This is a genomic window from Streptomyces sp. NBC_00425 (genome assembly GCF_036030735.1).
GTDB lineage: Bacteria > Actinomycetota > Actinomycetes > Streptomycetales > Streptomycetaceae > Streptomyces.
In genome coordinates this window covers 8,685,074-8,708,799 of sequence record NZ_CP107928.1, presented here as the reverse complement: position 1 = coordinate 8,708,799, position 23,726 = coordinate 8,685,074, and the positions used below count along the sequence as shown (strand labels likewise).

Below are 23,726 nucleotides of genomic sequence, written 5' to 3'. Positions count from 1 at the left end.
CTGTTGCACTTGCTAGCCTCACCCAGACGCGGGAGCGCAGGGAGTGGCCATGCAGGAAGCCGAGGCGGTGGAGACCATCCAGCGCGAGATGACGGTCTTCGCGCGACGGGCGCGGGCCTCGGCGGGCCGGCTGCACCCCGAACTGTCGCTGGTGTCGTACACACTGCTCGGTCATCTCGAGGAGAGCGGCGGCTGCCGGGCGACCGACCTCGCCGCGCACTACGCGCTGGACAAGTCCACGGTCAGCCGCCAGGTCACCGCCCTGGAGCGGGCCGACCTGATCGAACGGCGCCAGGACCCCGAGGACCACCGCGTCCACGTCCTCCATCTCACCGACGCCGGCCGCCGCATCCTCGCCCGGGTCACCGAGAGCCGCCGCACGGCCTTCCGCCGACGGCTCGCCGAGTGGCCGCCGGAGGACCTGGAACGGTTCGCGGAATACCTGGAGCGGTACAACGCCTGGACCGCCCCCTAGTCAGCGCGCCATGGGGCGGCCCGGCGCCGGACCGCACGCCCCCGCGTGGGCCCGTGCGGGTGGCGTGCCGTCGGCGAGCCGTCGTGAACGATGCGTGAAACCATGTACTCCAGACGGGGTAGACCCCCCATGGGGGCACTCGTCCGCGTGACGGCGAGGAGGTCGACATGCGAACCCGGGTGCGTGGCTGGCGCTGGCGGCACAATCCGCTGCGACGCCGTTCGGACGTCGTGGAGGCGTGGGCGACGCTCGTCGTCGCCGTGCTGCTGCTGGTCGCCGCGCCCCTGGCCGGAGCACTGGCCGGCCAGTGGGCCCACGACGACGCTCGGACGGTCGCGGCGCGGCTGCAGGCCGACCGCCACCGGGTGCGGGCCGAGGTCGTCGGCCGCATGCCGCCGGCGCTGCCGTCGGCGGAGGGCGGCCGGCAGCAGACGGTCCGGGCGACCGTGCGCTGGACGCCGCCGGGCGAGCCGGCCCGCACGGCCCCCGCCCGGGTGCCGGCGGGCACACGCCAGGGGCAGACGGTGGACGTGTGGTTCGACGCGCGCGGCCACAACGTCGCGCCGCCGCCGAACAGCACGATGGTGTGGCAGCAGACCCTCACCATGGGGGTGTGCGTGGCCGGGGGCACGGCCGCCACGGTTCTGCTCGGGCACGCCCTGGTCCGGCGGCTGGCGATGCGCCGCCGACTGGGCGAATGGGAGCGGGAATGGGCGCGCACGGAACCGCAGTGGAGCCGGCGCAGGCCCGCCTGAGGCTGCCGGCCGGGGGCTGGCGAGCCTTCCCGCCGTCCCCGTACGGTGTGATCATTCGTACGGGCACTTAACAAAAGGCGGTCCTTCATGCCCCTGTTCGACCTGTCGCTCGAAGAGCTCCGCACGTACCGCAGCGCCTCCACCGAGCCGGAGGATTTCGACGCGTTCTGGTCCAAGACCCTCCAGGAAGCCCGCGAGCACGACCTGGACGCCCACTTCGAGCCGGTCGACACGGGCCTGACCACGGTGCAGGTGTACGACGTCACGTTCGCCGGGTTCGGCGGCCACCCGGTCAAGGGCTGGCTGACGCTGCCCACCGGAGCGACGCAACCGCTGCCGCTGGTCGTGGAGTTCGTCGGCTACGGCGGGGGGCGCGGTCTGCCGCACGAGCATCTTCTGTGGGCGTCGACGGGCCGCGCGCACTTCGTCATGGACACCCGCGGTCAGGGCAGCGCCTGGGGCGGCGGGGGCGGCACGGCGGACCCGGTGGGCGGCGGGCCCTCGTACCCCGGATTCATGACGCGGGGCATCGACGACCCGGAGAGCTACTACTACCGCCGGGTGTTCACGGACGCGGTGCGCGCGATCGAGGCGGCCCGCTCGCACCCGCTGACCGACGCCTCGCGGACCGTGGCGGTCGGCGGGAGCCAGGGCGGCGGCATCGCGACAGCCGTGGGCGGTCTGGTGTCCGACCTGGCGGGCGTCGCGCCGGACGTGCCGTTCCTCTGCGACTTCCCGCGGGCCGCTACTCTGACGGACCGTCACCCCTACCGCGAGATAGGCCTGTTCCTCAAGACGCACCGCGGCCGCACGCAGGACGCGCTGCGCACCCTGTCGTACTTCGACGGCGTGCACTTCGCCGCCCGCGGCGCGGCGCCCGCGCTGTTCTCGGCGGCCCTCGAGGACCAGACCTGCCCTCCCTCGACGGTGTTCGCCGCCTTCAACGCGTGGGCGCACGACGACAAGGCGATCGAGGTGTACGACTTCAACGACCACGAGGGCGGCGGCCCCTTCCAGCAGGCGGCCAAGCTGCGCTGGCTGCGCGCATACGCCTGATCGGCCCGGTCCGGGTCCGCGCCGGCCCGCCCGGGCCGGCGCGGACCCGGACCGGCGACGGGCGCCGATCCCTCCGGAGATCCTCCCCGACCCGCTTCCCTCCAGTCCGACCAGTCGGTACGTTCGGTGGGTCCGGGCCGCACCGTCGCGGTCCGGGGTTCCGGCGGACCACGGAGGACCCATGTCCGAGCACACGCCACAGGTTCACGGCCACTGCGACCAGCGGTTCGCGGCGCTGCGCACCGCCTTCGAGGAGAACTTCCGCGAGCGCGGCGAACTGGGCGCCGCGGTCAGCGTCACGGTCGACGGGGTGACGGTGGCCGACCTGTGGGGCGGCTGGGCGGACGCCGCCCGCACCCGCGCCTGGGAACGGGACACCCTGGTCAACGTCTGGTCCACCTCGAAGGGGCCGACGGCGCTGTGCGCGCACATCCTCGCCGACCGGGGTCTCCTCGACTTCGACGCGCCGGTGGCCGCCTACTGGCCGGAGTTCGCCGCCGCCGGCAAGGAGCGGGTCCTGGTGCGGCATCTGCTGTCCCACCGCGCGGGCCTCTCGGGGCTGCGCGAACCGCACTCGCTCGACCAGCTCTACGACTGGGAGCTGACCACCGGGCGTCTCGCCGCCACGGAGCCCTGGTGGGAGCCGGGCACCCGGTCCGGCTATCACGCGCTCACCTACGGATTCCTGGTCGGAGAGGTCGTGCGGCGGGTGTCGGGGCTGCTGCCGGGGGCCTTCCTGGAGCGTGAGGTGACCGGCCCGCTGGGCGTCGACTTCACGATCGGTCTGCCCGAGAAGGAGTCCGCCCGGGCCGCCGAACTGGTGCACCCGGCGGCCGTCTCGTCCAGTGAACAGGCGGCCGTCTTCAGCCAGTTGTCCCCCGCAGCCATCGCCGCGCTGACCAACCCGCTCGCGGGCGCGGCCGAGGCCAACTCGGCCGCGTGGCGAGCCGCGGAGATCCCGGCCGCCAACGGCCACGGCACCGCACGCGCGGTCGCCGCGCTCTACGGGATCCTCGCCTGCCGGGGCACGTACGGCGGCCGGCGCGTCCTGTCCCCCGGGGCCGCCGAGCGGGTGCGCGAGGGCCAGGGCAGCTGCCGGGACCTGGTGCTGGGGGCCGGTTTCGCGCACGAGACGGAGATCGGGCTGGGGCTCTGGCTCAGCGGCCCGAACGGCTCCTACGGACCCAACCCGCGCGCTTTCGGACACGACGGCTTCGGCGGCTCCTGCGGGCTCGCGGACCCCGAGGCCGGCGTCTCGCTCGGATACGTCATGAACCGCATGGGTCCGCACATCGCCGACGACCCGCGCAAGACGGCGCTGGTGGACGCCCTCTACGGCGCACTGTGAGCGGCGGCCCGACCACGCCGCGCCACGGTCGCCCGGCAGCGGGGCGCGGCGCGGTCGGGCGGGGCGCGGCGCACGGCGCCGGAGCGCGACGGCGAGGGAGGCGGGGCGGTTCGGTTTCGGCCGATCACGCCTTCCGCCCTTCCCTGCTGGTTTAGACCAATGCTAGATCTGGTGGCGCACCGATTCCGTCCGACTACGGCACGTCACTCACAGGAGGCGCGCGGCATGGCCCGCACCACCCCCCTTGTCCCCCCGTCCGCCGGCGACCGTCCCCTGTACCGGCGGATCGCGGCGGAGTTGCTCGGCGCGTCGGGCGACATCGTCGTGCCCGGCGAACGGCTGCCGAGCGAACGCCGGCTGGCCGGGCGCTTCGGCGTCAGCAGAGAGACCGTGCGGCAGGCGCTGGAGGTGCTGCGCCGCGACGGTCTGGTCGAGACCGACCGGCGGGGCAGCCGCGTCGCCCCACGGGAGATCTCGCCGAGCGGCCCGCCGCCGGGAGCGACCGCGGCCGGCTCCCCGGCGTTCCTCGCCTTCCCGGTGGGCGCGCCGTCCGCGGGCGAAGCCCCGGCGACGGCGCGGACGGCGGTCAGCTGGGAGCCGCCGCCGCCCGAACACGCCGAGGCCCTCGGACTCGCCCCGGACCGGCCGACGCTGGTCCACCGTTACGAGTCCGCCGACGCCGACGGCGGCGGTCTGCGCACGGCGGTCACGTCCTTCTCCGCGGTGGCCGTGGCGGAGGTGGCGGAGCTCGCCCGCTGCCGCGACCGCGCCGGCGCGAGCGGCGCCGCGCAGCTCGGGCGCGCCTACGACTGGATGCGCCGGGCGGGCCTGACCCTGCACCACCGGGACTGCATCACGCATCTCGAGGACGCGCCGTCGATGCGGGTGACCCGGCGGGTGCACGACCAGTACGCACGCCCGCTGGAGATCACCGACCTGGTGGTGGACACCCGGCGGGAGGCGCTGGTCTACGCGTTCACGCTCCCGGCGGCCGGGTGACCCCGTCCGGGCCGTCGCCGCACGGGTCCGCCCGTCGCGCCTCGACCAAACGGACCCGGGGGCTGCCGTCGCCCCGGGCCCCGAACCCGGGCAGGGCGCGCAGCTCCACCCGGAATCCGGCCCGCGTCAGTTCGCGCCGCACCTCGCCGAGCCGGAAGGCCCGGTAGTACATCACGAACGGCGGCCGCCACAGGGCGTTGCGCACCCGCATCGCGGCGTCGAAGCCGAGGAGCGCCCAGTACAGCGGGGAGGACGGCGGGGGCGGGGCGAGGACCGGGAACGCGAAGCGGCCGCCCGGCCGCAGCGCGGTGTGCACCTGGGCGAACAGGCCCGGCAGCTCCCGGGGCAGGAAGTGGCCGAACGCGCCGAAGCTGACGACGAGGTCGAAGCGGGCCGTGAACGGCAGGGCGCGGGCGTCCGCGCGCACCCAGGACACCCTCGGGCCCGCAGTCGGCGCCCGCCGGCGCGCCTCGTCGAGCATGCCGGCGCTGAAGTCGACGCCGGTCACGCTGGACCGGCACACCGCCGCCAGGACGTCCACGCCGGCGCCCGTGCCGCAGCACAGGTCGAGGCCGTCCTCGTAGGGGCCGGTCTCCTTCAGCGCCGCGGCGACCGCGTCGAGGACGGAGTCCGGGGTGCGGAACGGCGTGTGGTCGAACTTCGGCGCGAGGAGGTCGTATCCGTGCTCGACGGACGACAGGGCCTGGACGGCGAGTTCGCGCAGCGTGGGGCCTTCGGGGCTGAACATCGACGTCAGCCTACGACCGTCCGGCGCTTCAGGAGCAAGAGCGCCCGTTCGCACCAGCGCACGTTCGTCTCCTCGAAGGCACTCGAGGGACATGTGGACACGGTAACAGCAGGTGATTATTCTCAGTCGCACCTAATCAACAAATTGACTATCGATGTGAACGAGGAGATACGATGCGCGCATTCCGCGAGGCCGTCGAGGCCGGCGATCTCGACGCCGTCGAGGCGCTGCTGTCCGAGGACGTGGTCTTCACCAGCCCGGTCGTCTTCAAGCCCTACCCGGGCAAGGCGATCACGGCGGCGATCCTGCGCGCGGTGTCGCAGGTCTTCGAGGACTTCCGGTACGAACAGGAGCTGGAGGGCGGCGAGGGGCGCGACCACGCCCTGGTCTTCACGGCACGGGTGGGGGAACGCCGGCTCAGCGGCTGCGACTTCATCCACCTCGACGAGAACGGCCTCATCGACGAACTGACGGTCATGGTCCGCCCGTTGTCCGGCGCACAGGCCCTGGCGGCGGCCATGGGCGCGCGGTTCGACGACATCGCGAAGGAGGCGGAGGCACGGGCGGCCTCCGCCTCCTGAGGCGCGTCAGTCCTTGAGCTCGGCGAGCGTGGCCCGGGAGTCGGTCTTCAGCCAGCCCGAGACCTCGGCGAGCGTCGGCGGGTCCTTGTCGTTGCTGTACGAGGAGTAGTAGGCGCTGTAGCTCATCGTGTAGGTCACCCAGCCGTCGCGCACGGCGAGGGTGGCGTACAGCGAGCCGCTCGACGAGGAGGACGTGGTGTCGTCACTGACGAGATAGGCCTCGTCGCCGATGCCCGTCACCGCTTCCACGTCGTAACCCGAGTGGCTCTCCGAGTAGTTCTTCCAGGTGGCGGTGAACTCCGGTCCCGGATCGGTCTTCTTGTGCAGGTCCAGCTGGACGTACAGGTACGCGTCCGCGTAGCTCGACCCCGTCTTCTTCAGGCTGAGGTTGCACAGCACCTCGTCGAGGGCGTCGTCCCCGAGGCTGTTGTGGGTCGGGGTGCTGTCGTTCGCCGCGTACTCCGTCCGGAAGGACGAGTAGTCGGTGGAGTTGCACAGGTTGACCGGCGCCGAGTAGCCGCGCAGGTCGACGTCGGACCCGGCGGGGACCAGGAAGACGGCTGCCGCCCACGCGGCGGACGCCACCACCGCGCCGACGACGGCCCACAGGACCGCCCGCCCCGCGCCGCCTCCACCCGTGGGCGGTGGCGGCGCGACGGCCGGGTACGGGCCGGGCTGGGCATAGGGGTTGCCCGGCTGCGGCTGCGGCTGCGGCTGCGGCACCAGGGGGCCGACCAGGGTCGGCTGGGCGTAGACGCTCGCTTGCGCGGACGGGGCGGCGGGCGCCGCCGGGGGGAACCCCAACGGCCCGCCGGGGGCTGGTGACTGCGGATTCGGATAGGGGTACGCGCTCGGCTGGGCCGGCGCCCCGGACGGCGGCTCCGGCTGCTGCGGAGGCTGAGACGGCGTGGACATGACGTGAAGATAATGCACACATAGCAGTCAAGTCCGGTGTCGTCACGGATCGTTACCCGCTGAGGACATCTGCGGCAAACCACGGAAGATTCCATGCGCGCCCGATCGGCGTGCTAGAGTTCAAATGGCACTTGTGTACGCCCCTTCCGAGGCGCCGGTGCCGATTCCTTCTCTGTCCGCCGAGTCACCCGCCGTTCCCGGCCGGTGCAGCGGCCTTTCCGCACCACCTCGTCGACGGAACAGCTCCGTCGTGACCAGGTGTCGTTCCCGCCGCCCGAGGCGCCTCTCGCGCCCGTTTCCCGCGGCCGCTCCCACCCTCTCGCACGTCCCGTGCCTCCGTCCGTGAAAGGACACACCACCATGACCGCCCCCACACTCGAACAGCCCCCCGTCCACCAGCAGCCCCCGGTCCGGATCGCCGTCGGCGTCCTCGACGTCGACGCGGGCGGGAAGGGCCGCCTGCGCCCGCTCGACTGCCTGCCCACCCCGGACGACGTCCAGGTCCCCGCGGCGCTGATCCGCCGTCACGGTCTGCGCAGCGGTGACCTCGTCGAAGGGGTGCGCGGAGCCCAGCGCACCCTGACCGAGGTGGCCCGCGTCGGCGGCCGCGCGCCCGGCGAACTGCGCGGCCGCCGCCACTTCCGCGACCTCACCCCGATCCACCCGCACCGCCGGCTGCGCCTGGAACACCCCGCGGCCGGCCTCGCCGGGCGGGTCACCGATCTCCTCGCGCCCGTCGGCAAGGGCCAGCGCGGGCTGATCGTCGCCCCGCCCAAGACCGGCAAGACCGTGCTGCTCCAGCAGATCGCCGCCGCGGTCGCCGGCAACCACCCCGAGGCCCGGCTGATGGTCCTGCTCCTCGACGAGCGGCCCGAGGAGGTCACCGACATGCGGCGCTCCGTGCGCGGCGAGGTGTACGCCTCGACCTTCGACCGGGCGCCCCGGCAGCACATCGCCCTCGCCGACCTGGTGGTCGAGCGGGCCAAGCGGCTCGTGGAGGCCGGCGAGGACGTCGTGATCCTCCTCGACTCGCTGACCCGGCTGTGCCGGGCCCACAACAACGCGGCCGCCGCCGGGGGCCGCACCCTCAGCGGCGGCGTAGACGCGACCGCGCTGATCGGCCCGAAGCGGTTCTTCGGCGCGGCACGCGCGGCGGAGGAGGGCGGGTCACTCACGATCCTCGCCACCGCCCTGGTCGAAACGGGTTCCCGCGCCGACGACTTCTACTTCGAGGAGCTGAAGAGCACCGGCAACATGGAACTGCGCCTGGACCGCGAACCGGCCTCCCGGCGGGTGTTCCCCGCGGTCGACGTCAACGGCTCCGGCACCCGCCGTGAGGAACTGCTGCTGTCCCCGGCCGAGTCGGCCGCCGTGCGCGGGCTGCGCCGGGCGCTGCAGACCGTGCACGGCCAGGCGAACCTGGAGACGCTCCTGGAGCGGCTGCGGCAGACCCCCGACAACGCCGCCTTCCTGCGGCTGATCCAGCCGACCCTGCCGACCGGCTGAGGGGAGGTACCCCATTGGGGTGCTCACCGGCCCGCCTTCGGCACGGGCGGGACGGGGAAGAAGGCGATCGTTCCTAGGTTGATCGTATGACGATCGGATTCTCCTCCCGGGTCGCTCTCTCGGCCGGCGTGTTCTGTGCGGCAGGCGCCCTGGCGCTCGGTCCCGTCGCCGCCGTCGCCCCGGCCACGGCGGCCCCCGGCCCGCCCGGCTCCCCCGGCCCGGCCCCCGCAGCCGCCGGCGCCCCCGGCGGCGCCGGCGCCGCCGGGCTCCCCGCCGCACGCGCGCAGGCGTCGCGGACGGCGGTGCTGTACCGCTCCGGCGTCCAGGTGAGGCCGCGCGACGGCGTGCCCGACGTGCCGGACGTCTCCGCGCTGTCCTGGCTGGTCGCGGACGCCGACACCGGCGAGGTGCTCGCCGCGTCCCACGCCCACCGCAGGCTGCCGCCCGCCAGCACGCTCAAGACGCTGTTCGCCCTCACGGTGCTGCCGACGCTGCCCGCCGGCCTGCGGCACCGGGTCTCCGAGGAGGAACTCGCGGGCATCGGGCCGGGGAGCAGCCTGGTCGGGGTCGCCGAGGGGCAGACGTACACCGTCGCCGACCTGTGGCGCGGGGTGTTCCTCAACTCGGGCAACGACGCCGTGCACGTGCTGGCGTCCCTCAACGGCGGCTGGAGCGCGACCACCGCCCGCATGCAGGAGAAGGCCCGCTCCCTCGGCGCACTGGACACCCACGTCCGCTCGCCCGACGGATACGACACACCCGGCCAGGTGTCCTCCGCGTACGACCTGGCGGTGTTCGGCCGGGCCGGGCTGCGCAACGCCGACTTCGCCCGCTACTGCGGCACGGCGGAGGCCGCGTTCCCCGGCGGCGAAGGATGGTCGTACGGCATCGCCAACACCAACCGGCTGCTCACCGGACACGACGGCGTCGAACCGTACCCCGGGCTGATCGGGATCAAGAACGGCTACACCAGCAACGCCGGCAACACCCTGGTGGCCGCCGCCCGCCGGGACGGGCGCACCCTCGTGGTGACGGTGATGAACCCTCAGGCGGGCGGCGGGCACGCCGTCTACGAGGAGGCCCGGGACCTGCTCGACTGGGGGTTCGAGGCGGCCGGCCGTGTCGAGCCGGTCGGCTCGCTCGACGCACTGCGCCCCCCGGCGTCTCCCGTCGCGGGACCGCAGGCGGCGTCCACCCGGACTCCCACCCGCACTCCGCCGCGGACCTCCACGGCGAATCCGGGCCCCCCGTCGGCACGGACGTCCACGCCGTCCCCGGCGGGGACACGGACGGCGACGGCAGCCTCGGTCGCCGCCGCCGATCCGCCACGGCGTCCCGGATGGCCGACGGCGGCCGCGGAGATCGCCGGCGCGGCCGTCCTCGGCGGTGCGGCGGTGGCGCTGGTGCTGCGGGTCGCGCGCCGCCGGTTCACCCGCGACTGACCCCCGACGGGCCGCGCCGCGGTCCCGCGCGCAGACGCGCAGACGCCCAGGCGGGGGCCGACGACCGTCCTGGACCGACCGCGCGCCTGCTCACGCCACGCGGGGTGGGACGACCGGGACGGGAACGACGCGGGGTCAGAACACGGACAGTCCCGTGAGCGTCGTGAACCGGTCGAGCGCGGCCACTCCCGCCACCGAGTTGCCGTGCTCGTCCAGGCCCGGACTCCACACACACAGCGTGCAGCGGCCCGGCACGACGGCGATGATGCCGCCGCCGACGCCGCTCTTGCCGGGCAGGCCGACCCGGTAGGCGAACTCACCGGCGGCGTCGTACGTCCCGCAGGTCAGCATCACCGCGTTGACCTGTTTGGCCTGGCTCCGGGTGAGCAGCCGGGCGCCGTCGGCACGCACGCCGTGCCGGGCGAGGAAGCCGGTCGCCAGGGCGAGGTCGGCGCAGGAGGCGGTGAGGGAGCACTGCCGGAAGTACTGGTCGAGCAGGACCGGCACCTCGTTGTCGATGTTGCCGTACGACGCCATGAAGTGGGCGAGGGCGGCGTTGCGGTGGCCGTGCGCGGCCTCGGAGGCGGCGATCTCCTCGTCGAAGTCGAGCCCGGGGTTGCCGCTCTCGACGCGCAGGAACTCCAGCAGCTCTTGGGACGCGTCTCCGCTGCGGGTGTGCAGGCGGTCGGTGACGACCAGCGCGCCCGCGTTGATGAACGGGTTGCGCGGGATGCCTCCCTCGTACTCCAGTTGCACCAGGGAGTTGAAGGGGTTGCCCGAGGGCTCCCGGCCCACGTGCTCCCAGAGTTCGTCGCCCTCCCGGGCGAGACCGAGCGCGAGCGTGAAGACCTTGGTGAGGGACTGCGTGGAGAACGGCTCCCGCCAGTCCCCCACGCCGTACACCGTGCCGTCCGGCTCCGCCACGGCCATGCCGAAGCGGCGCGGGTCGCAGGCGGCGAGCGCCGGGATGTAGTCGGCGGGCCGGCCCCGGCCGGGGGTGCGCTCTATCTCCTCGGCGATGCGCTCCAGAACCGGCTGGAAGGCGAGGGACGACGTCGTTGTCATGATCACCATTGTGCCTCCGCGCCGGTCCTGGCGCGTTCGTCGCAGGTCGTAAGGGGTCGGCCGGGTCAGGCCAGCGCGTGCCCGCTGCCCGCCAGCACCTCGGGGCGCAGCAGACCGGCCAGGCGTTCTGCGGGCAGCAGTCCCTTCTCCAGGACGAGTTCGGCGACGCCGCGGCCGGTGACGAGGGCCTCCTTGGCGATCTCGGTGGCCGCCGTGTAGCCGATGTGCGGGTTGAGGGCGGTCACCAGGCCGATGGAGTTCTCCACGCTCGCGCGCAGCGCCTCGGTGTTGGCGGTGATGCCGTCGACACAGCGCTCGGCGAGGGTGAGGCAGGCGGCGCGCAGGTGGGTGATGCTCTCCGACAGGGAGTGCAGGATGATCGGCTCGAAGGCGTTGAGCTGGAGCTGTCCCGCCTCGGCGGCCATGGTGATGGTGACGTCGTTGCCGATCACCTCGAAGGCGACCTGGTTGACGACCTCCGGGATCACCGGGTTGACCTTGCCGGGCATGATCGACGAACCCGCCTGCACCGGCGGCAGGTTGATCTCCCCGAGGCCCGCGCGCGGCCCGGAGGACAGCAGCCGCAGGTCGTTGCAGCTCTTCGAGAGCTTGACGGCGATCCGCTTCAGGACGCCGGACATCTGTACGAACGCGCCGCAGTCCTGGGTGGCCTCGACCAGGTTCGCGGCGGTCACCAGCGGCAGCCCCGTGATCTTCGCGAGGTGGCTGCGGGCCGACTCCGCGTAGCCGGCGGGCGCGTTGAGGCCGGTGCCGATCGCGGTCGCGCCCAGGTTGATCTCGTGGATCAGCTCGACGGCCTCGGCGAGACGGCTGCGGTCCTCGTCCGTCATGACGGCGTACGCGGAGAACTCCTGGCCGAGCGTCATCGGCACCGCGTCCTGCAGCTGGGTCCGGCCCATTTTGAGCACGTCGCGGAACTCGACGGCCTTGCGGGCGTAGGAGTCCTGCAGCACGGCCATCGCGTCGAGCAGTCCGCGCACCGCGAACACCGTCGCCACCTTGACGGCGGTCGGGTACACGTCGTTGGTGGACTGGCCGAGGTTGACGTGCTCGTTGGGGTGCAGGAACCGGTACTCCCCCTTCGCGTGGCCCAGCAGCTCCAGTGCCCGGTTGGCGATCACCTCGTTGGCGTTCATGTTGGTCGAGGTGCCCGCGCCGCCCTGGACGACGTCCACGACGAACTGGTCGTGCAGCCGGCCCGTGCGGATCTCGCGGCAGGCGGCGACGATGGCGGCCGCCTTCTCCGGCTCCAGCAGACCCAGCTCCTCGTTCGCGAGGGCGGCGGCCTCCTTGACGGCGGCGAGGGCGTCGACGAGATGCGGGTGGGCCGAGATCGGCGTGCCGGTGATGGGGAAGTTCTCGATGGCGCGCAGGGTGTGCACGCCCCAGTAGACCTCGGCGGGGACGTCCCGGTCTCCGAGCAGGTCGTGTTCGCTGCGGGTGACGGCGGTGGTCATGAGGGTGCGACCTCTTTCTGAGGCTGGCGCTGAGGGTGGAGGTACGGAGGAGGTGGTGTCCGGTGACGGCCGGCTCGGGCGGTGCGGGGTGACGTCCGCCCGAGCCGGTCGGGTGCCGTCCGGTGGTGACCGGACCGGCGGTTCGGCGGCCGGGCGCGGGGCCCGGCCGGGTCTGCGGTGGCGGGAATCGCCGGGGGCCGGCGGTCCGCCGCCGGTGGCCACCGCGCACACCCGGTGGCCACCGGAGCCGTCAGGCGCAGGCCCGCACGGTGACCGGGTCCAGCGCCCGGACGGGTCGCAGGCCGCCCACAGGCCGGCCGCCGCCGAGGAGGGGCTCGCCCGCGAACTCCGTGAGCAGGCGCGGGTCGACGCCGGCCCGGACGAGGGCCGCCGCGGTGACGGGGACGCGGGCGCGGTTCGCGCCGTCGGAGATCTTGACGGCGACGGCGCGGCCGTCGGGAAGCGCGGCGACCTCGACGCCCTCGAAGCCGTCCTTGGCGAGCAGCCCGGGCACGGCGTGCATCAGGGCCGCGACGTCCCGGCCGGCGCCGGAGGCCATCTCGGCGTGGGCGCGCATCGCGTCGGCCACGCGCGCCTCGGGGGTGCCGGGTGCGGAGGCGGTGACGCGGGAGACGGCCCGGGCGAGGCCGTGCAGGGAGACGGAGAACAGGGGGGCGCCGCATCCGTCGACGGTGACCCGGGCGATGCGCTGCCCGGTGAGGTCCTCGACGATCTCGGCGATCGCCTGCTGGAGCGGGTGCGCCGGGTCGAGGTAGCCGTCGAGGGACCAGCCGTTGAGCTTGCAGGTGTAGAGCATGGCCGCGTGCTTGCCGGAGCAGTTCTGGGCCAGGCGGGAGGGCTCGCGGCCCTCGCGTATCCAGTCGTCGCGGACTGCCGGGGCGTACGGCAGGTCCTCGACGTTGCGCAGGTCGTCCTCCGTGACGCCCGCGAGTTCGAGGATGCGCCGGGTCCCGGCGAGGTGGCGTTCCTCGCCGGAGTGGCTGGCCGCCGCGAGCGAGAGGAGCTCGCCGTCGAGCGGCAGCCCGGCCCGGACCATGGCGACGGCCTGGACGGGTTTGAGCGCCGAGCGCGGGTAGAAGGCGGCCTCGACGTCGCCGAGCTGGAGCTCGACGGCGCCGTCCGCGCCGAGGACGACGACGGAGCCGTAGTGGACGCCCTCGGTCACCCCGCCGCGGACCAGGTGGGCGACGGGCGCGTGGAGGGGTTCGCGGATCACGGGTGCGTCGGCGAGGGAACTGCTGTACATCACTGCCTGCATCACTGGTGGGTGGTCGGCGGCCGGCGACGGGGTCACGCGTCGGCCTCGGACGAGGTGCGGGCGAGGTTGCGGCGGATGGCGTACCACCCGGCGACCAGGGCCGCGGCGATCAGCGGCAGGCACAGCACGGTGGTGCGTCCGGCGCCGCCGTCGGCGTACATGAGGACCAGGACCGAGGCGAGGAAGAACAGCGTCACGAGTTCGGTCCAGGGGGAGCCCGGCAGCCGGTAGCCGGGGCGGGTCAGCTCGCCCTTCTGGGTCTTCTGCCAGAAGAGGAGGTGACAGATCATGATCATGCCCCAGGTGGCGAGGATGCCGATCGCCGCGAAGTTGAGGACGATCTCGAAGGCGTCCGCCGGGACGACGAAGTTCAGGCCCACACCGAGGACGCAGATGCCGCTGGTGAGGAGAATGCCGCCGTAGGGGACCTGGCTGCGGCTCATGACCGAGGTGAACTTCGGCGCGGAGCCCGATATCGCCATGGAGCGCAGGATGCGGCCGGTGGAGTACAGGCCGGAGTTGAGCGAGGACATGGCCGCGGTGAGGACGACGAGGTTCATGACCCCGCCCGCCGCCGGGATGCCGACGTTGGACAGGACCGTCACGAAGGGGCTCTCGCCGGAGGTGTACTTGTTCCACGGCAGCAGCATCGACAGCAGGACCACCGAGCCGACGTAGAACAGACCCACCCGCCACATGATCGAGTTGATCGCCTTCGGCACGATCTTCTCGGGGTTCTCGGTCTCGCCGGCGGCGACGCCGACCAGTTCGACGGAGGCGTAGGCGAAGACGACGCCCTGAATGATCAGCAGCATGGGCAGCAGGCCGCTGGGAAAGAGGCCGCCGTTGTCGCTGATGAGCGAGGGGCCGGGGGTGGCGCCGTCCACCGGGTGCTGGGTGACCAGCAGGAAGATCCCGATGCACATGAAGATCACCAGGGCGCTGACCTTGACGATGGCGAACCAGAACTCCAGTTCGCCGAAGATCTTCACGGAGATCAGGTTCACGGTGAGGACCACGGCCAGGGCGATGAGCGCGATCACCCACTGGGGTATGTCGGAGAACATGCCCCAGTAGTGGGTGTAGGTGGCGACCGCGGTGATGTCGGCGATGCCGGTGGTGGCCCAGTTCAGGAAGTACATCCAGCCGGCCGTGTATGCGCCCTTCTCACCCATGAACTCACGGGCGTAGGACACGAAGGCGCCGGACGAGGGGCGGTACAGGACGAGTTCGCCCAGGGCGCGCACGACGAGGAAGGCGAAGATCCCGCAGACCGCGTAGGCGATGAAGAGGGAGGGTCCGGCGTCGGCGAGCCGGCCGCCGGCGCCGAGGAACAGGCCGGTGCCGATGGCCCCGCCGATGGCGATCATGTTGACGTGGCGGGACTTCAGCGACTTGCTGTAGCCCTCGTCTCCGGCGTCGACGTGAGGGGTGGAGGGTCGCGTCTCGTCTTTGAGGTGCTGGTCGCTCACGCCTCGGGTCCGCCTTCCAGGGGGGCGTCCGTGCCGGCGGCGCGGACGATGTCGGTGAGGGTGGTCTCGACGCGGTCGAGGTGGTGGCTCATGGCCTCCACGGCGTCGGTCTCGGAACCGTCGATCAGCGCTTCGACGATCGCCCGGTGCTCGCGGTTGGACTGTTCGCGCCGGCCGCCCAGTTCGTTGAGGAAGGCCGACTGACGCGCCAGTGCGTCCCGGATCTCCTCGATGACCCGGCGGAAGACCGGGTTCTGGGCGGCTTCGGCGACGGCCAGGTGGAAGAGGGTGTCCATCGCGACCCACGCGGTGGTGTCCGTCTCCCGCTCCATGCGCTCGAGCAGATGGGCGAGGTGGTCCAGGTTCTCCGCGGTGCGACGCCGGGCCGCGTACCCGGCGACCGGGATCTCGACGTGGCGGCGCACCTCGAGCAGGTCGCTGGCCGCGTAGTCGCCGAAGGTGGGGTCCTCGACGGTGTTGGCGACCACGAACGTGCCCTTGCCGGTCTTGGCGACCGTCAGGCCCATGGTCTGCAGGGCGCGCAGGGCCTCCCGCAGCACGGGCCGGGACACCTCGAGGGTGCGGCAGAGCTCCGCCTCGGAGGGGAGCTTGTCGCCGATGGCGTACTCGCCGCGTTCGATGGCGCCGCGGAGGTGGACGAGCACCGCTTCCATGGCACTGACGCGCCGCGGCATCCCGCCACCTGTCTGGCTGTCTGACAGGTTCACGGGACAGATACTCCGGGTGGCCCGAGGGCCCTGTCAAGACGACTGAAGACAAAAATTCCGGGGCGGGCGGCCTGAAAGGCAACGTCCCGCCCCGGAACGGGGACCGGCGGCTCAGCTGTCGAGGACTCCGGAGGCCAGCAGCCCGAACAGGGCGAGTCCGACGACGATCCGGTAGACGACGAACGCGTTGAAGGAGTGCTTGGCGACGAACTTCAGCAGCCAGGCGATGGAGGCGTAGGCGACCACGAAGGACACCGCCGTGCCGACGGCGAGGGGCGCCGCGCCCGCGCCCGTGCCCAGGGCGTCCTTCAGCTCGTAGATGCCGGCGCCGGTGAGGGCGGGGATGCCGAGGAAGAACGACAGACGGGTGGCGGCGACCCGGTCCAGGTCCAGGATGAGCGCGGTGGACATGGTGGCGCCGGAGCGGGAGAAGCCGGGGAAGAGCAGCGCGAGGATCTGGGAGCTGCCGACGAGCATCGCGTCCTTGAACGAGGTGTCGTCCTCGCCGCGCTTGTGCCGGCCCATCTGGTCGGCCGCCCACATCACGCCGCTGCCGGCGATGAGCGAGCCCGCCACCACCCACAGCGAGGCCAGCGGTCCCTCGATGAGCGGCTTGGCGGCGAGGCCGACCACGACGATCGGGATCGTCGCGTAGATCACCCACCAGGCGAACTTGTAGTCGTGGTGGTGGCGCTCCTCACGGTCGCGCAGCCCGCGGAACCACGCCGACACGATCCGCACGATGTCCTTGCGGAAGTAGACGAGCACCGCGGCGATCGCCCCGACCTGGATGACGGCGGAGAACCCGACGACGGCGTCGTCGTCGACCGGGATGTGCATCAGCCCTTCGGTGATCTTCAGATGACCGGTGGAGGAGACGGGGAGGAACTCGGTCACTCCCTCGACGGCTCCGAGGACGACGGCTTGGCCGACGGAGATGGCGCTCATGGAATCCAGTTCTGAGGAGACGGGTCGGTCGACGGCGTGGTGGACGCCCCGGTGTCGGAGACAGTCCTACCAGGCCCGACGCCTGGCGGACGTCTTCACGGCCACGCCCACTGTCCCAGGGCGACCCCCGCGAACGCGGCCCCCAGCCCCACGGCCACGCTCCCGACGGCATTGGCGGCGGCCTGCAGTCCGGCGCCGCTCTCGGTCAGCCGCAGCGTCTCGTACGAGAAGGTGGAGTACGTGGTCAGCGCCCCGCAGAGCCCCGTCCCCAGGAACAACCGCAGGTCGGGGCCGACGGTCGCGGCGCCGGTCAGCGCACCGAGGATCAGGCAGCCGACGACGTTGACGACGAAGGTGCCCCAGGGGAAGACGGAGTCGTGCCGGGACTGCACCGCGCGGTCGGTCAGGTAGCGCAGCGGCGCGCCGATCATGCCGCCGGCGACGACCACCAGCCAGTTCACAACGAGTTCTTACCCTTCATGTCCGAATCGTCCCGCCGGTCGCCGCCGCCTCCGACTCCGCTTCCGCCCCTGTTTCCGTCCCCGTCCCCGTCGCCGTCCGCGCCTCCGCCCCGGCCCGCGAATCTGAGGACACGGCATTCGTCGAGAACCACCAGCCCGTCCGTGACCAGCTCGTCGAGCTGCGGCAGGAAGGCCTCCACCCGTTCCGGCGTGTCGACGATCACGACGGCGACCGGCAGGTCCTCGCTGAGCGAGAGAAGCCGAGAGGTGTGGATCAGCGAGGAGGCGCCGAAGCCCTCGACGCCGCGGAAGACGCTGGCCCCCGCGAGACCGGCCGCGTGGGCGCGGTGCACGATCTCCGAGTACAGGGGTCTGTGCCGCCAGGTGTCGTTCTCGCCGACGAAGACGGTCAGCCGCAGGGCGCCGCCGGAGAGCCGGGTCATCGCCGCCCCCTCGCAAGGACGCGGCGGGTCGCCGTGGCCGCGAGCCACACCGCGGCGAGCGCCCCGGCCAGGGTCGCGGCGAGGTAGGCCAGGGCGGTGCCGGTGCGACCCGCGTCGATCAGCCTCTGGATGTCGACGGCGTACGTCGAGAAGGTGGTGAAGCCGCCGAGCACCCCGGTGCCGAAGAACGGCCGCACCAGCCGGTGAACCGTCACGACCTCGGTGATCACCACCAGGAAGACGCCGATCACGGCGCATCCGACCACGTTCACCCAGAACGTCGTCCAGGGGAAGCCGCCGGCCCCGACGGGCCACCGGAGCGCGGCGGCGTAGCGGGCGGCGGCGCCGACGCCACCGCCGAGGGCCACGACGGCGACCACCGGAAGCTGACCCGAGCGGGCGGTCCTGCGCGGGGCCCCGGCGCGCAGGCCCTGGGCCTGTGGGGCTGTCATGTCGTCATGTCTCCTGCCCGTCCGCCCGCCCCGCCGGATCCCGAGTGATCACAGCCGGGCACCAGCGTAGCTCCGTCGCACCAGCGCCTTCCGGCACATCACGCCGGCGCAGGACGGGTCGCGGGGGGGCGCCGCGGCAGGCGCTAGACCACCGGTGCCTCGCAGATCGCGATACCCCGCTCCCACAGGCTGCCCAGGACCAGCCTGCCGCCGGTCTCGCAGACGCTGGTGACCATGCGGAAGCCGGATCCGCGCCGGGTGAGCCGCTGCAGGACCCGGCCGTCGTCGTCGATCGCGAGCACGCCCGTCGTGGCGGAGGGGCGGTAGGGGACGTGCAGGGCGAGACGGGCGGCGCGACGGCGTACGGCGGGGGCCGCGCGGTGCAGAAGGCCGAGCGGGGGGACCCGCGGACCGGCCAGCGCCACCCAGACCGGGCCGTCCGGCGCGCCGCGCCACATGTTGTCCGGGAAGCCGGGCAGGTTCCCGGCGAGCGGTTCGGCCTGTCCGGCCCGGGGGCCGGTGAGCCGGAAGCGGGTGAGGCGGCGGGCGCCGGTCTCGGCGACGATCAGACACGAGTCGTCGCCGCCGCGCACCAGGCCGTTGGCGAACTGCAGCCCCTCCAGCACGACGTCGGCCTCGCGGGCGCCGGGCGCCAGACGCAGCAGGCGTCCGGTGCCGCTGTGCTCGACGATGTCGCCCATCCAGTCCCGCAGGGGGTGGACCCGGCTGGACACGGTGAAGTAGACCGTCCCGTCGGGCAGGGCGACGACATTGCTGCAGAAGCGCAGCCGCTCCCCCGCCGCCGTCTCGGTCACCACCTGGACCCGACCGGCGCCGCCGAGGTCGACGCGCAACAGCGCTCCGTCGGCCGAGCACACCAACAGGTCGCCGTCCGGGAGGAGTTCGAGGCCGAGCGGGCGGCCGGCGATCTCGGCGAGGCATTCGACCCGGGCGGCGGACGGATCGTCCAGTCCGTCGACGCGCAGGATCCGTCCGTCCGCCACCCCGGTCAGGATCCGCCCTTCGGAGTCGGCGACGACGTCCTCGGGGCCGTGCCCGGGGAGCGCGACGTACCGGAGCGGGACGAGGGCCGTCCGTCGGTCCATGAGATCCATCCTTCGTTGGGGAAGACTGCCGGTCTCGCAGGTGGCGCGTCCGGGCCGACGGGCCGTCACCGGGTTTCTCGCCGGGGCCTTTGCGCGCGGCGCTCCCAGCGGCCTCTCCCCCGCACCCGCTACCAGCCCTTCTCGAACATGCGGGCCACTTCGGCTATGCGCATCTCGTCGCGCCGGTAGTAGGTGCGGCGTCCTATCCGCCTGGCGCGCAGCAGGCCGATGCCGGCGAGCAGGGCGAGGTGGGTGTCGGCCACCCGGCGGCGCACGCCGAGTTTCGCCGCGACGACGTCCGCGGTGACGCCGTCCTGGACGAGGTCGCCGTGTCGTGGCCGCGGAAAGTGCCGGGCCGGCTCCTTCAGCCACTCCAGGATCTCGAGTCGCCGCTCACTTGCGGGAGTCCTCAGCATCGTCGTCCCCTCCGTCCGAGCCTCCTCGTACCGCGTCGTCCCACTCTTCCGCAGTCGGGGCCGTCGTGTCCCGAACTCCGCGAGCCTCGTCCCGGATCGAACGCCCCTGACTCACAGGGCCGTTGGGGCAGGACCGGGACGGGCGGGGAGGACTGCGGGCAGGACGGGCGGGGGCCCGGCCGCGGGAGTGCGGCCGGGCCCCCGCTGTGCGAGGCCGGTGGGTCAGCGGTGGCCGAACCAGGACATCGAGGACAGCGCCCTGTCGTCGTAGCCGAACAGGGCCTGGTTCTCCCAGCCGTTGCCGGAGGAGGCGTCGGTCGGGTCCCAGCCGTTGCCGCCGACGGCCGTCCAGGTGGACTCCCAGTAGAAGACGCCGAGCCCGCGGCCGTTCGGGACGGCCTCCACGATGCTCGCCACGTCGTTCATCCACCGCGTCTGGCCGGAGACGGAGGCCGGGTATCCGGACACCAGCTCGCTCGGCAGGTCGATGATGTTCTCGTGCGGGTCCTCACTGTCCAGCCGGAAGGGGTAGGCCGTCTCGGCGACGTAGACCGGCTTGGCGTAGCGGGCGGCCGCGTCGTCGAGGGTGGTCTGGAAGTCGGCGAGCGTGCCGTGCCAGTAGCCGTAGTACGACAGGCCGATGACGTCGAACTTCACGCCGTGGGAGACGGCGTTGTCGAACCACCAGCGGGTGCCGGCCAGGTCCCCGCCCTTGGCGAGGTGGAGCGCCACGGGCGTGGCGGAGCCGACCGCCTTGACCGCGGAATAGCCGGAGTTGAGCAGTCCGGCCAGCTGTGACCAGTTGTCGGTGGAGCCCGCCGACCACAGCATGCCGCCGTTGATCTCGTTGCCGACCTGCACCATGTCGGCGGCGGTGCCCTGTGCCTTGAGGGCGTTGAGCACGTCGTAGGTGTGCTGGTAGACGTCCGTCTTCAGCTGGCTGTAGGAGTGTCCGGCCCAGGCGGAGGGCACGGTCTGCGCTCCCGGGTCGGCCCAGGTGTCCGAGTAGTGGAAGTCCACCAGCAGCTTCATGCCCCGGGCCTTGACGCGCTTGGCCGCCGTGAGGACCCGGGCCTTGTTGTTGTATCCGTCGGCCGGGTTCACCCAGACCTTCAGCCGGGCGTAGTTCTGCCCGGCGTTCCGCAGCACGGCGAGCGCGTCCTGGGCGGTGCCGGAGCTGTTCCGGTAGACGCCGCCGAGGGCTTCGCTCTTCACGAGCGACGACACGTCCGAGCCCTTGACGGCGAGGCCCGTGGAACCCGGCGCGAAGGTCAGGTCGTCGACGTTGATCCAGTTTCCGGCGTTGGCGTCGGAGGTGACGCTGACGGTGCACTGGTTGTTCGTCACCGCGACGGAGGTGACGATCCGGATCCATCCGCCGGCGGAGACCGGGATGTCGGTGCGCTGCTCGGCGCCGCCGCAGTTCTTCAACGCGATGTACGCGGACTTCTGGCCGCCGCCGGAGCGCACCCAGGCGGTGAGTGTGTAGGCGCCGTTGGCGAGCCCGGAGAGGTACTGGTACGTCTCGACCTTGTACGCGGCCGCCGAGTAGTGCGAGAGGCGGTGACTGCCGCCGTGGCCGCCGGACTCGGTGAAGGAGGCGGAGTTCTGCCCGGCCGCCGAGTACGTCGACCAGCCGGCCGGTGTGGCGGTGCCGGTGCCGTCCGTCTCGAAGCCGCCGTTGGTCAGCGTGGCCGCCGCCTGCGCGGTCTGCGCGGGCAGGGCGGTGAGGGCGAGGCCCGCGGCGAGCGGCAGCAGCAGGGCCCTGAGCGTGCGTCTGGGATGGAACATCGTCGTCCGTCGTCCCTTCGACGTGATGGGTGGGGTTCCCTCGTGGGGTGAGGGCCCCCTCCGCCCGCGGCTCGCGGCTCCACGGGCGAAGGGGGAGTCGGCTCAGCCGTCGAGTCGCACGACCCGTACGGCTCCCGCCGGGACCGCGAGGCGGCCGGCGGCACGCTCGCCCGTCAGCAGTTCGGTGCCGGGGGTCTCCAGCGGCACCTTGACGTCGGCGGCGGTGTGGTTGATCGCGAAGAGGTAGCTGCCCGTCTCGCCGGAGCGGCGCACCACTTCGACGTCCCTGGGCAGTTCGGCGCGCGGGGCGAGCGCCGCGTCCTCGGCCGCGCAGCCGATCAGCGCGTCGAGGCCGTCGGGGCCGAGGCGGGTGGAGACGTACCAGGCGGTCCCCTCGCCGAGGCGGTGCCGGGTGACGGCGGGGCGGCCGGCGGCGAGGCCGTCGGCGTACGTCCACACGGTCTCGGCGCCGTGCGGAGTGACGAACTCCGTCCACACGTCGCCTTCGAGCTCGGAGCCGTCGAGGCCGGCGACGTGCACGCGCTCGCCGGGCAGCAGCGGCGAGAACTCCTCGACGGTCAGGCCGAGGACGTCGCGCAACGGTCCGGGGTGGGCGCCCTCGTGCACGGCGTCGTGCTCGTCGACGATGCCGGAGAAGTAGGACACGACGAGGGTGCCGCCGTTCTCCACGTACTCCGTGAGGTTGTGGCCGGCCTCCTCCGTCATCAGGTACAGGGCGGGCACCACGACCAGCGGGTACCGCGACAGGTCGGCCTCAGGGTGGGCGAAGTCGACGGTGAGGTGCCGGTCGTGGAGGGCCTCGTAGTAGGCGTCGGCGCGCTCGCGCGGGTCGGCGTCCTCGCTGGGCCGCCAGTCGAGGTTCTGCGCCCACCAGGAGTGCCAGTCCCACAGCACGGCCGCGTCGGCGACGGTGCGGGTGCCGCGGATCGCGGCCAGGGAGTCGAGGGCCGCGCCGAGCTCGACGACCTCGCGCCACACCCGCGTGTCGGTGCCGCCGTGCGGGACCATCGCCGAGTGGAACTTCTCGGCGCCGCGCCGGGACTGGCGCCACTGGAAGAACATGGCGCCCTCGGAACCGCGCGCCACGTGCGACAGCGAGTTGCGCGCCATCTGGCCGGGGGCCTTCGCGGGGTTGCGCGGCTGCCAGTTGATGCCCGAGGTGGAGTGTTCGAGCAGGATCCAGGGGGCTCCGCCCGCGACGGACCGGGTGAGGTCGGCGGCCATGGCGAGGTTGACGTGGGTACGGCGGCCGTCGGTGATCAGGTAGTGGTCGTTGGTGACGATGTCGACCTCGCGGCCCCAGGCCCAGTAGTCGACGGAGTCGCACTGGCTGAGGGCGGTCATGAAGTTGGTCGTGACCGGGACGCCGGGTGCCAGGCGGTGAAGGATGTCCCGCTCCGCGCGGAAGTTCTCGCGCATCGTCGCGTCGGCGAACCGCTTGTAGTCGAGGGCCTGGCCCGGGTTGCCGACCGTCGGGGTGGCGCGCGGCGGGTTGACGTCCTCGAAGCTCGCGTACCGCTGGCCCCAGAAGGCGGTGCCCCAGGCCTCGTTGACGGCGTCGACCGTGCCGTACGTCGTCCCCAGCCAGCGGCGGAAGTGGGCGGCGCAGGAGTCGCAGTAGCAGGCGGAGACGGGGACGCCGTACTCGTTGTGCACGTGCCACATGGCCAGCGCCGGGTGGCCGCCGTAGCGCTCGGCGAGGCGCGTGGTGATGGTCGCCGCGGCCGCGCGGTAGTCCGCGTTGCTGTGGCAGATCGCGCCACGGGAGCCGAACTCGTAGCGCACGCCCTCGGCGGTGACCGGCAGGGCGTCGGGATGGCGGCGGTAGAACCAGACCGGCGGCGACACGGTCGGGGTGCCGAGGTCGACGCGGATGCCGTGCTCGTGCAGCAGATCGATCACCCGGTCGAGCCAGCCGAAGTCGTACTCCCCCGGCGAGGGTTCGAGGAGGGCCCAGGAGAAGATCCCGACGCTGACCATGGTGACGCCGGCCTCCCGCATCAGCCGGACGTCGTCCTGCCAGACGGATTCCGGCCACTGCTCGGGGTTGTAGTCCCCACCGAAGGCGAGCCCGGTGAGGCCCTTGGGGGTGGTCGCCGGCATGGATCTCTCCCGTTTTATCGATCATTTGGGAACGTGCACACACGTCATCAGCAGTGCGAGCCCAACATAACCGCACAGCAACAACCATTGACAAGTGTCCGGGATGTTTCTCTACTGTGAACGCTCACAGACACAGAA

The 23,726-nt window shown here is 72.7% G+C and carries 22 protein-coding genes and 1 pseudogene; 8 read left to right on the top strand and 15 right to left on the bottom strand.

The annotated features are described in order from the left end of the window. The first annotated feature begins 49 nt into the window (after positions 1-49). The 5 genes from OHS82_RS38355 (at position 50) to OHS82_RS38335 (ending at position 4,633) form a co-directional block, all read left to right on the top strand. The gene (locus OHS82_RS38355; RefSeq protein WP_057581501.1) at positions 50-475 is read left to right on the top strand and encodes a MarR family winged helix-turn-helix transcriptional regulator; all 426 of its coding nucleotides are present in this window, start codon (positions 50-52) and stop codon (positions 473-475) included. A 167-nt stretch (positions 476-642) separates the two neighbouring features. Then, positions 643-1,230: an Rv1733c family protein gene (locus OHS82_RS38350; protein ID WP_057581499.1), complete on the top strand. Its 588-nt coding sequence runs from the start codon at positions 643-645 to the stop codon at positions 1,228-1,230. A gap of 87 nt (positions 1,231-1,317) precedes the next feature. Continuing rightward, the gene (locus OHS82_RS38345) at positions 1,318-2,286 is read left to right on the top strand and encodes an acetylxylan esterase (RefSeq protein WP_057581497.1); all 969 of its coding nucleotides are present in this window, start codon (positions 1,318-1,320) and stop codon (positions 2,284-2,286) included. A 181-nt stretch (positions 2,287-2,467) separates the two neighbouring features. Beyond that, complete coding sequence (locus OHS82_RS38340; RefSeq protein WP_057581495.1) at positions 2,468-3,634, top strand: serine hydrolase domain-containing protein; 1,167 nt, start codon at positions 2,468-2,470, stop codon at positions 3,632-3,634. Positions 3,635-3,859: 225 nt separating this feature from the next. Continuing rightward, positions 3,860-4,633, top strand: coding sequence for a GntR family transcriptional regulator (locus OHS82_RS38335; protein ID WP_057581494.1), 774 nt, complete (start codon positions 3,860-3,862; stop codon positions 4,631-4,633). On the opposite strand, the gene OHS82_RS38330 is transcribed toward OHS82_RS38335, so the two are convergent. Continuing rightward, positions 4,611-5,381 carry a class I SAM-dependent methyltransferase gene (locus OHS82_RS38330; protein ID WP_057581492.1) on the bottom strand — a complete coding sequence of 257 codons (771 nt, stop codon included), beginning with the start codon at positions 5,379-5,381 and terminating at the stop codon, positions 4,611-4,613. The two genes, OHS82_RS38335 and OHS82_RS38330, sit on opposite strands and share 23 nt — an antisense overlap. A gap of 173 nt (positions 5,382-5,554) precedes the next feature. Here OHS82_RS38330 and OHS82_RS38325 point away from each other — a divergent pair, with 173 nt between their 5' ends. Next, complete coding sequence (locus OHS82_RS38325) at positions 5,555-5,962, top strand: nuclear transport factor 2 family protein (protein ID WP_057581490.1); 408 nt, start codon at positions 5,555-5,557, stop codon at positions 5,960-5,962. A gap of 6 nt (positions 5,963-5,968) precedes the next feature. Here the strand turns inward: OHS82_RS38325 and OHS82_RS38320 are convergent, their stop codons facing one another. Then, entirely contained in the window at positions 5,969-6,877 is a 909-nt protein-coding gene (locus OHS82_RS38320; protein WP_328435538.1) for a hypothetical protein, read from the bottom strand. Positions 6,878-7,158: 281 nt separating this feature from the next. Here OHS82_RS38320 and rho point away from each other — a divergent pair. Both rho and OHS82_RS38310 read left to right on the top strand, forming a co-directional pair. Continuing rightward, positions 7,159-8,383: pseudogene (gene rho / locus OHS82_RS38315) on the top strand (transcription termination factor Rho); the annotation flags it as partial. A gap of 86 nt (positions 8,384-8,469) precedes the next feature. Next, positions 8,470-9,825, top strand: coding sequence for a D-alanyl-D-alanine carboxypeptidase family protein (locus OHS82_RS38310; RefSeq protein WP_328435537.1), 1,356 nt, complete (start codon positions 8,470-8,472; stop codon positions 9,823-9,825). Positions 9,826-9,960: 135 nt separating this feature from the next. Here OHS82_RS38310 and OHS82_RS38305 read toward each other — a convergent pair whose 3' ends face one another. The 13 genes from OHS82_RS38305 to OHS82_RS38245 form a co-directional block, all read right to left on the bottom strand. Next, positions 9,961-10,899 carry a glutaminase gene (locus OHS82_RS38305; RefSeq protein WP_057581482.1) on the bottom strand — a complete coding sequence of 313 codons (939 nt, stop codon included), beginning with the start codon at positions 10,897-10,899 and terminating at the stop codon, positions 9,961-9,963. A 56-nt stretch (positions 10,900-10,955) separates the two neighbouring features. Further along, on the bottom strand, positions 10,956-12,368 hold the full coding sequence (gene aspA, locus OHS82_RS38300; protein WP_057581480.1) for an aspartate ammonia-lyase: 1,413 nt from the start codon (positions 12,366-12,368) through the stop codon (positions 10,956-10,958). Positions 12,369-12,618: 250 nt separating this feature from the next. Continuing rightward, positions 12,619-13,635 carry an asparaginase gene (locus OHS82_RS38295; protein ID WP_057581478.1) on the bottom strand — a complete coding sequence of 339 codons (1,017 nt, stop codon included), beginning with the start codon at positions 13,633-13,635 and terminating at the stop codon, positions 12,619-12,621. Positions 13,636-13,679: 44 nt separating this feature from the next. Then, on the bottom strand, positions 13,680-15,119 hold the full coding sequence (locus OHS82_RS38290) for an amino acid permease (RefSeq protein WP_057581476.1): 1,440 nt from the start codon (positions 15,117-15,119) through the stop codon (positions 13,680-13,682). Further along, the gene (locus tag OHS82_RS38285) at positions 15,116-15,793 is read right to left on the bottom strand and encodes a FadR/GntR family transcriptional regulator (protein WP_057581805.1); all 678 of its coding nucleotides are present in this window, start codon (positions 15,791-15,793) and stop codon (positions 15,116-15,118) included. Before OHS82_RS38285 ends, OHS82_RS38290 begins: the two co-directional genes overlap by 4 nt. Before the next feature lie 165 nt (positions 15,794-15,958). Continuing rightward, positions 15,959-16,795 carry an undecaprenyl-diphosphate phosphatase gene (locus tag OHS82_RS38280; RefSeq protein ID WP_057581474.1) on the bottom strand — a complete coding sequence of 279 codons (837 nt, stop codon included), beginning with the start codon at positions 16,793-16,795 and terminating at the stop codon, positions 15,959-15,961. Positions 16,796-16,890: 95 nt separating this feature from the next. Then, the gene (gene crcB / locus OHS82_RS38275) at positions 16,891-17,256 is read right to left on the bottom strand and encodes a fluoride efflux transporter CrcB (RefSeq protein ID WP_057581472.1); all 366 of its coding nucleotides are present in this window, start codon (positions 17,254-17,256) and stop codon (positions 16,891-16,893) included. Further along, positions 17,253-17,699 (bottom strand): DUF190 domain-containing protein, encoded by a 447-nt coding sequence (locus OHS82_RS38270; RefSeq protein WP_079041443.1) that lies wholly within the window; start codon positions 17,697-17,699, stop codon positions 17,253-17,255. The genes crcB (OHS82_RS38275) and OHS82_RS38270 overlap by 4 nt, the downstream gene beginning before the upstream one ends. Continuing rightward, entirely contained in the window at positions 17,696-18,151 is a 456-nt protein-coding gene (crcB, locus tag OHS82_RS38265) for a fluoride efflux transporter CrcB (protein ID WP_057581470.1), read from the bottom strand. Before crcB (OHS82_RS38265) ends, OHS82_RS38270 begins: the two co-directional genes overlap by 4 nt. A 143-nt stretch (positions 18,152-18,294) precedes the next feature. Then, entirely contained in the window at positions 18,295-19,257 is a 963-nt protein-coding gene (locus OHS82_RS38260) for an SMP-30/gluconolactonase/LRE family protein (RefSeq protein WP_328435536.1), read from the bottom strand. Positions 19,258-19,385: 128 nt separating this feature from the next. Then, positions 19,386-19,673 carry an ArsR family transcriptional regulator gene (locus OHS82_RS38255; RefSeq protein WP_328435535.1) on the bottom strand — a complete coding sequence of 96 codons (288 nt, stop codon included), beginning with the start codon at positions 19,671-19,673 and terminating at the stop codon, positions 19,386-19,388. Between the two features lie 222 nt (positions 19,674-19,895). After that, positions 19,896-21,464, bottom strand: coding sequence for a glycoside hydrolase family 53 protein (locus OHS82_RS38250; RefSeq protein WP_057581463.1), 1,569 nt, complete (start codon positions 21,462-21,464; stop codon positions 19,896-19,898). Between the two features lie 102 nt (positions 21,465-21,566). Further along, a complete protein-coding gene (locus tag OHS82_RS38245) occupies positions 21,567-23,588 on the bottom strand; it encodes a beta-galactosidase (RefSeq protein ID WP_057581460.1) in 2,022 nt (673 codons plus the stop codon). Positions 23,589-23,726: the final 138 nt, after the last annotated feature.

Excerpts from the sequence above, each read along its gene's own strand:
- OHS82_RS38295 (WP_057581478.1), bottom strand. The coding sequence starts at position 13,635 with ATGTACAGCAGTTCCCTCGCCGACGCACCCGTGATCCGCGAACCCCTC.
- crcB (WP_057581470.1), bottom strand. The coding sequence starts at position 18,151 with ATGACAGCCCCACAGGCCCAGGGCCTGCGCGCCGGGGCCCCGCGCAGG.
- OHS82_RS38245 (WP_057581460.1), bottom strand. The coding sequence starts at position 23,588 with ATGCCGGCGACCACCCCCAAGGGCCTCACCGGGCTCGCCTTCGGTGGG.
- OHS82_RS38255 (WP_328435535.1), bottom strand. The coding sequence starts at position 19,673 with ATGCTGAGGACTCCCGCAAGTGAGCGGCGACTCGAGATCCTGGAGTGG.
- OHS82_RS38305 (WP_057581482.1), bottom strand. The coding sequence starts at position 10,899 with ATGGTGATCATGACAACGACGTCGTCCCTCGCCTTCCAGCCGGTTCTG.
- OHS82_RS38335 (WP_057581494.1), top strand. The coding sequence starts at position 3,860 with ATGGCCCGCACCACCCCCCTTGTCCCCCCGTCCGCCGGCGACCGTCCC.
- OHS82_RS38280 (WP_057581474.1), bottom strand. The coding sequence starts at position 16,795 with ATGAGCGCCATCTCCGTCGGCCAAGCCGTCGTCCTCGGAGCCGTCGAG.
- OHS82_RS38355 (WP_057581501.1), top strand. The coding sequence starts at position 50 with ATGCAGGAAGCCGAGGCGGTGGAGACCATCCAGCGCGAGATGACGGTC.
- OHS82_RS38330 (WP_057581492.1), bottom strand. The coding sequence starts at position 5,381 with ATGTTCAGCCCCGAAGGCCCCACGCTGCGCGAACTCGCCGTCCAGGCC.
- OHS82_RS38345 (WP_057581497.1), top strand. The coding sequence starts at position 1,318 with ATGCCCCTGTTCGACCTGTCGCTCGAAGAGCTCCGCACGTACCGCAGC.
- OHS82_RS38325 (WP_057581490.1), top strand. The coding sequence starts at position 5,555 with ATGCGCGCATTCCGCGAGGCCGTCGAGGCCGGCGATCTCGACGCCGTC.
- OHS82_RS38340 (WP_057581495.1), top strand. The coding sequence starts at position 2,468 with ATGTCCGAGCACACGCCACAGGTTCACGGCCACTGCGACCAGCGGTTC.
- OHS82_RS38270 (WP_079041443.1), bottom strand. The coding sequence starts at position 17,699 with ATGACCCGGCTCTCCGGCGGCGCCCTGCGGCTGACCGTCTTCGTCGGC.
- OHS82_RS38350 (WP_057581499.1), top strand. The coding sequence starts at position 643 with ATGCGAACCCGGGTGCGTGGCTGGCGCTGGCGGCACAATCCGCTGCGA.
- OHS82_RS38285 (WP_057581805.1), bottom strand. The coding sequence starts at position 15,793 with ATGGAAGCGGTGCTCGTCCACCTCCGCGGCGCCATCGAACGCGGCGAG.
- OHS82_RS38310 (WP_328435537.1), top strand. The coding sequence starts at position 8,470 with ATGACGATCGGATTCTCCTCCCGGGTCGCTCTCTCGGCCGGCGTGTTC.
- OHS82_RS38250 (WP_057581463.1), bottom strand. The coding sequence starts at position 21,464 with ATGTTCCATCCCAGACGCACGCTCAGGGCCCTGCTGCTGCCGCTCGCC.
- OHS82_RS38260 (WP_328435536.1), bottom strand. The coding sequence starts at position 19,257 with ATGGACCGACGGACGGCCCTCGTCCCGCTCCGGTACGTCGCGCTCCCC.
- aspA (WP_057581480.1), bottom strand. The coding sequence starts at position 12,368 with ATGACCACCGCCGTCACCCGCAGCGAACACGACCTGCTCGGAGACCGG.
- OHS82_RS38320 (WP_328435538.1), bottom strand. The coding sequence starts at position 6,877 with ATGTCCACGCCGTCTCAGCCTCCGCAGCAGCCGGAGCCGCCGTCCGGG.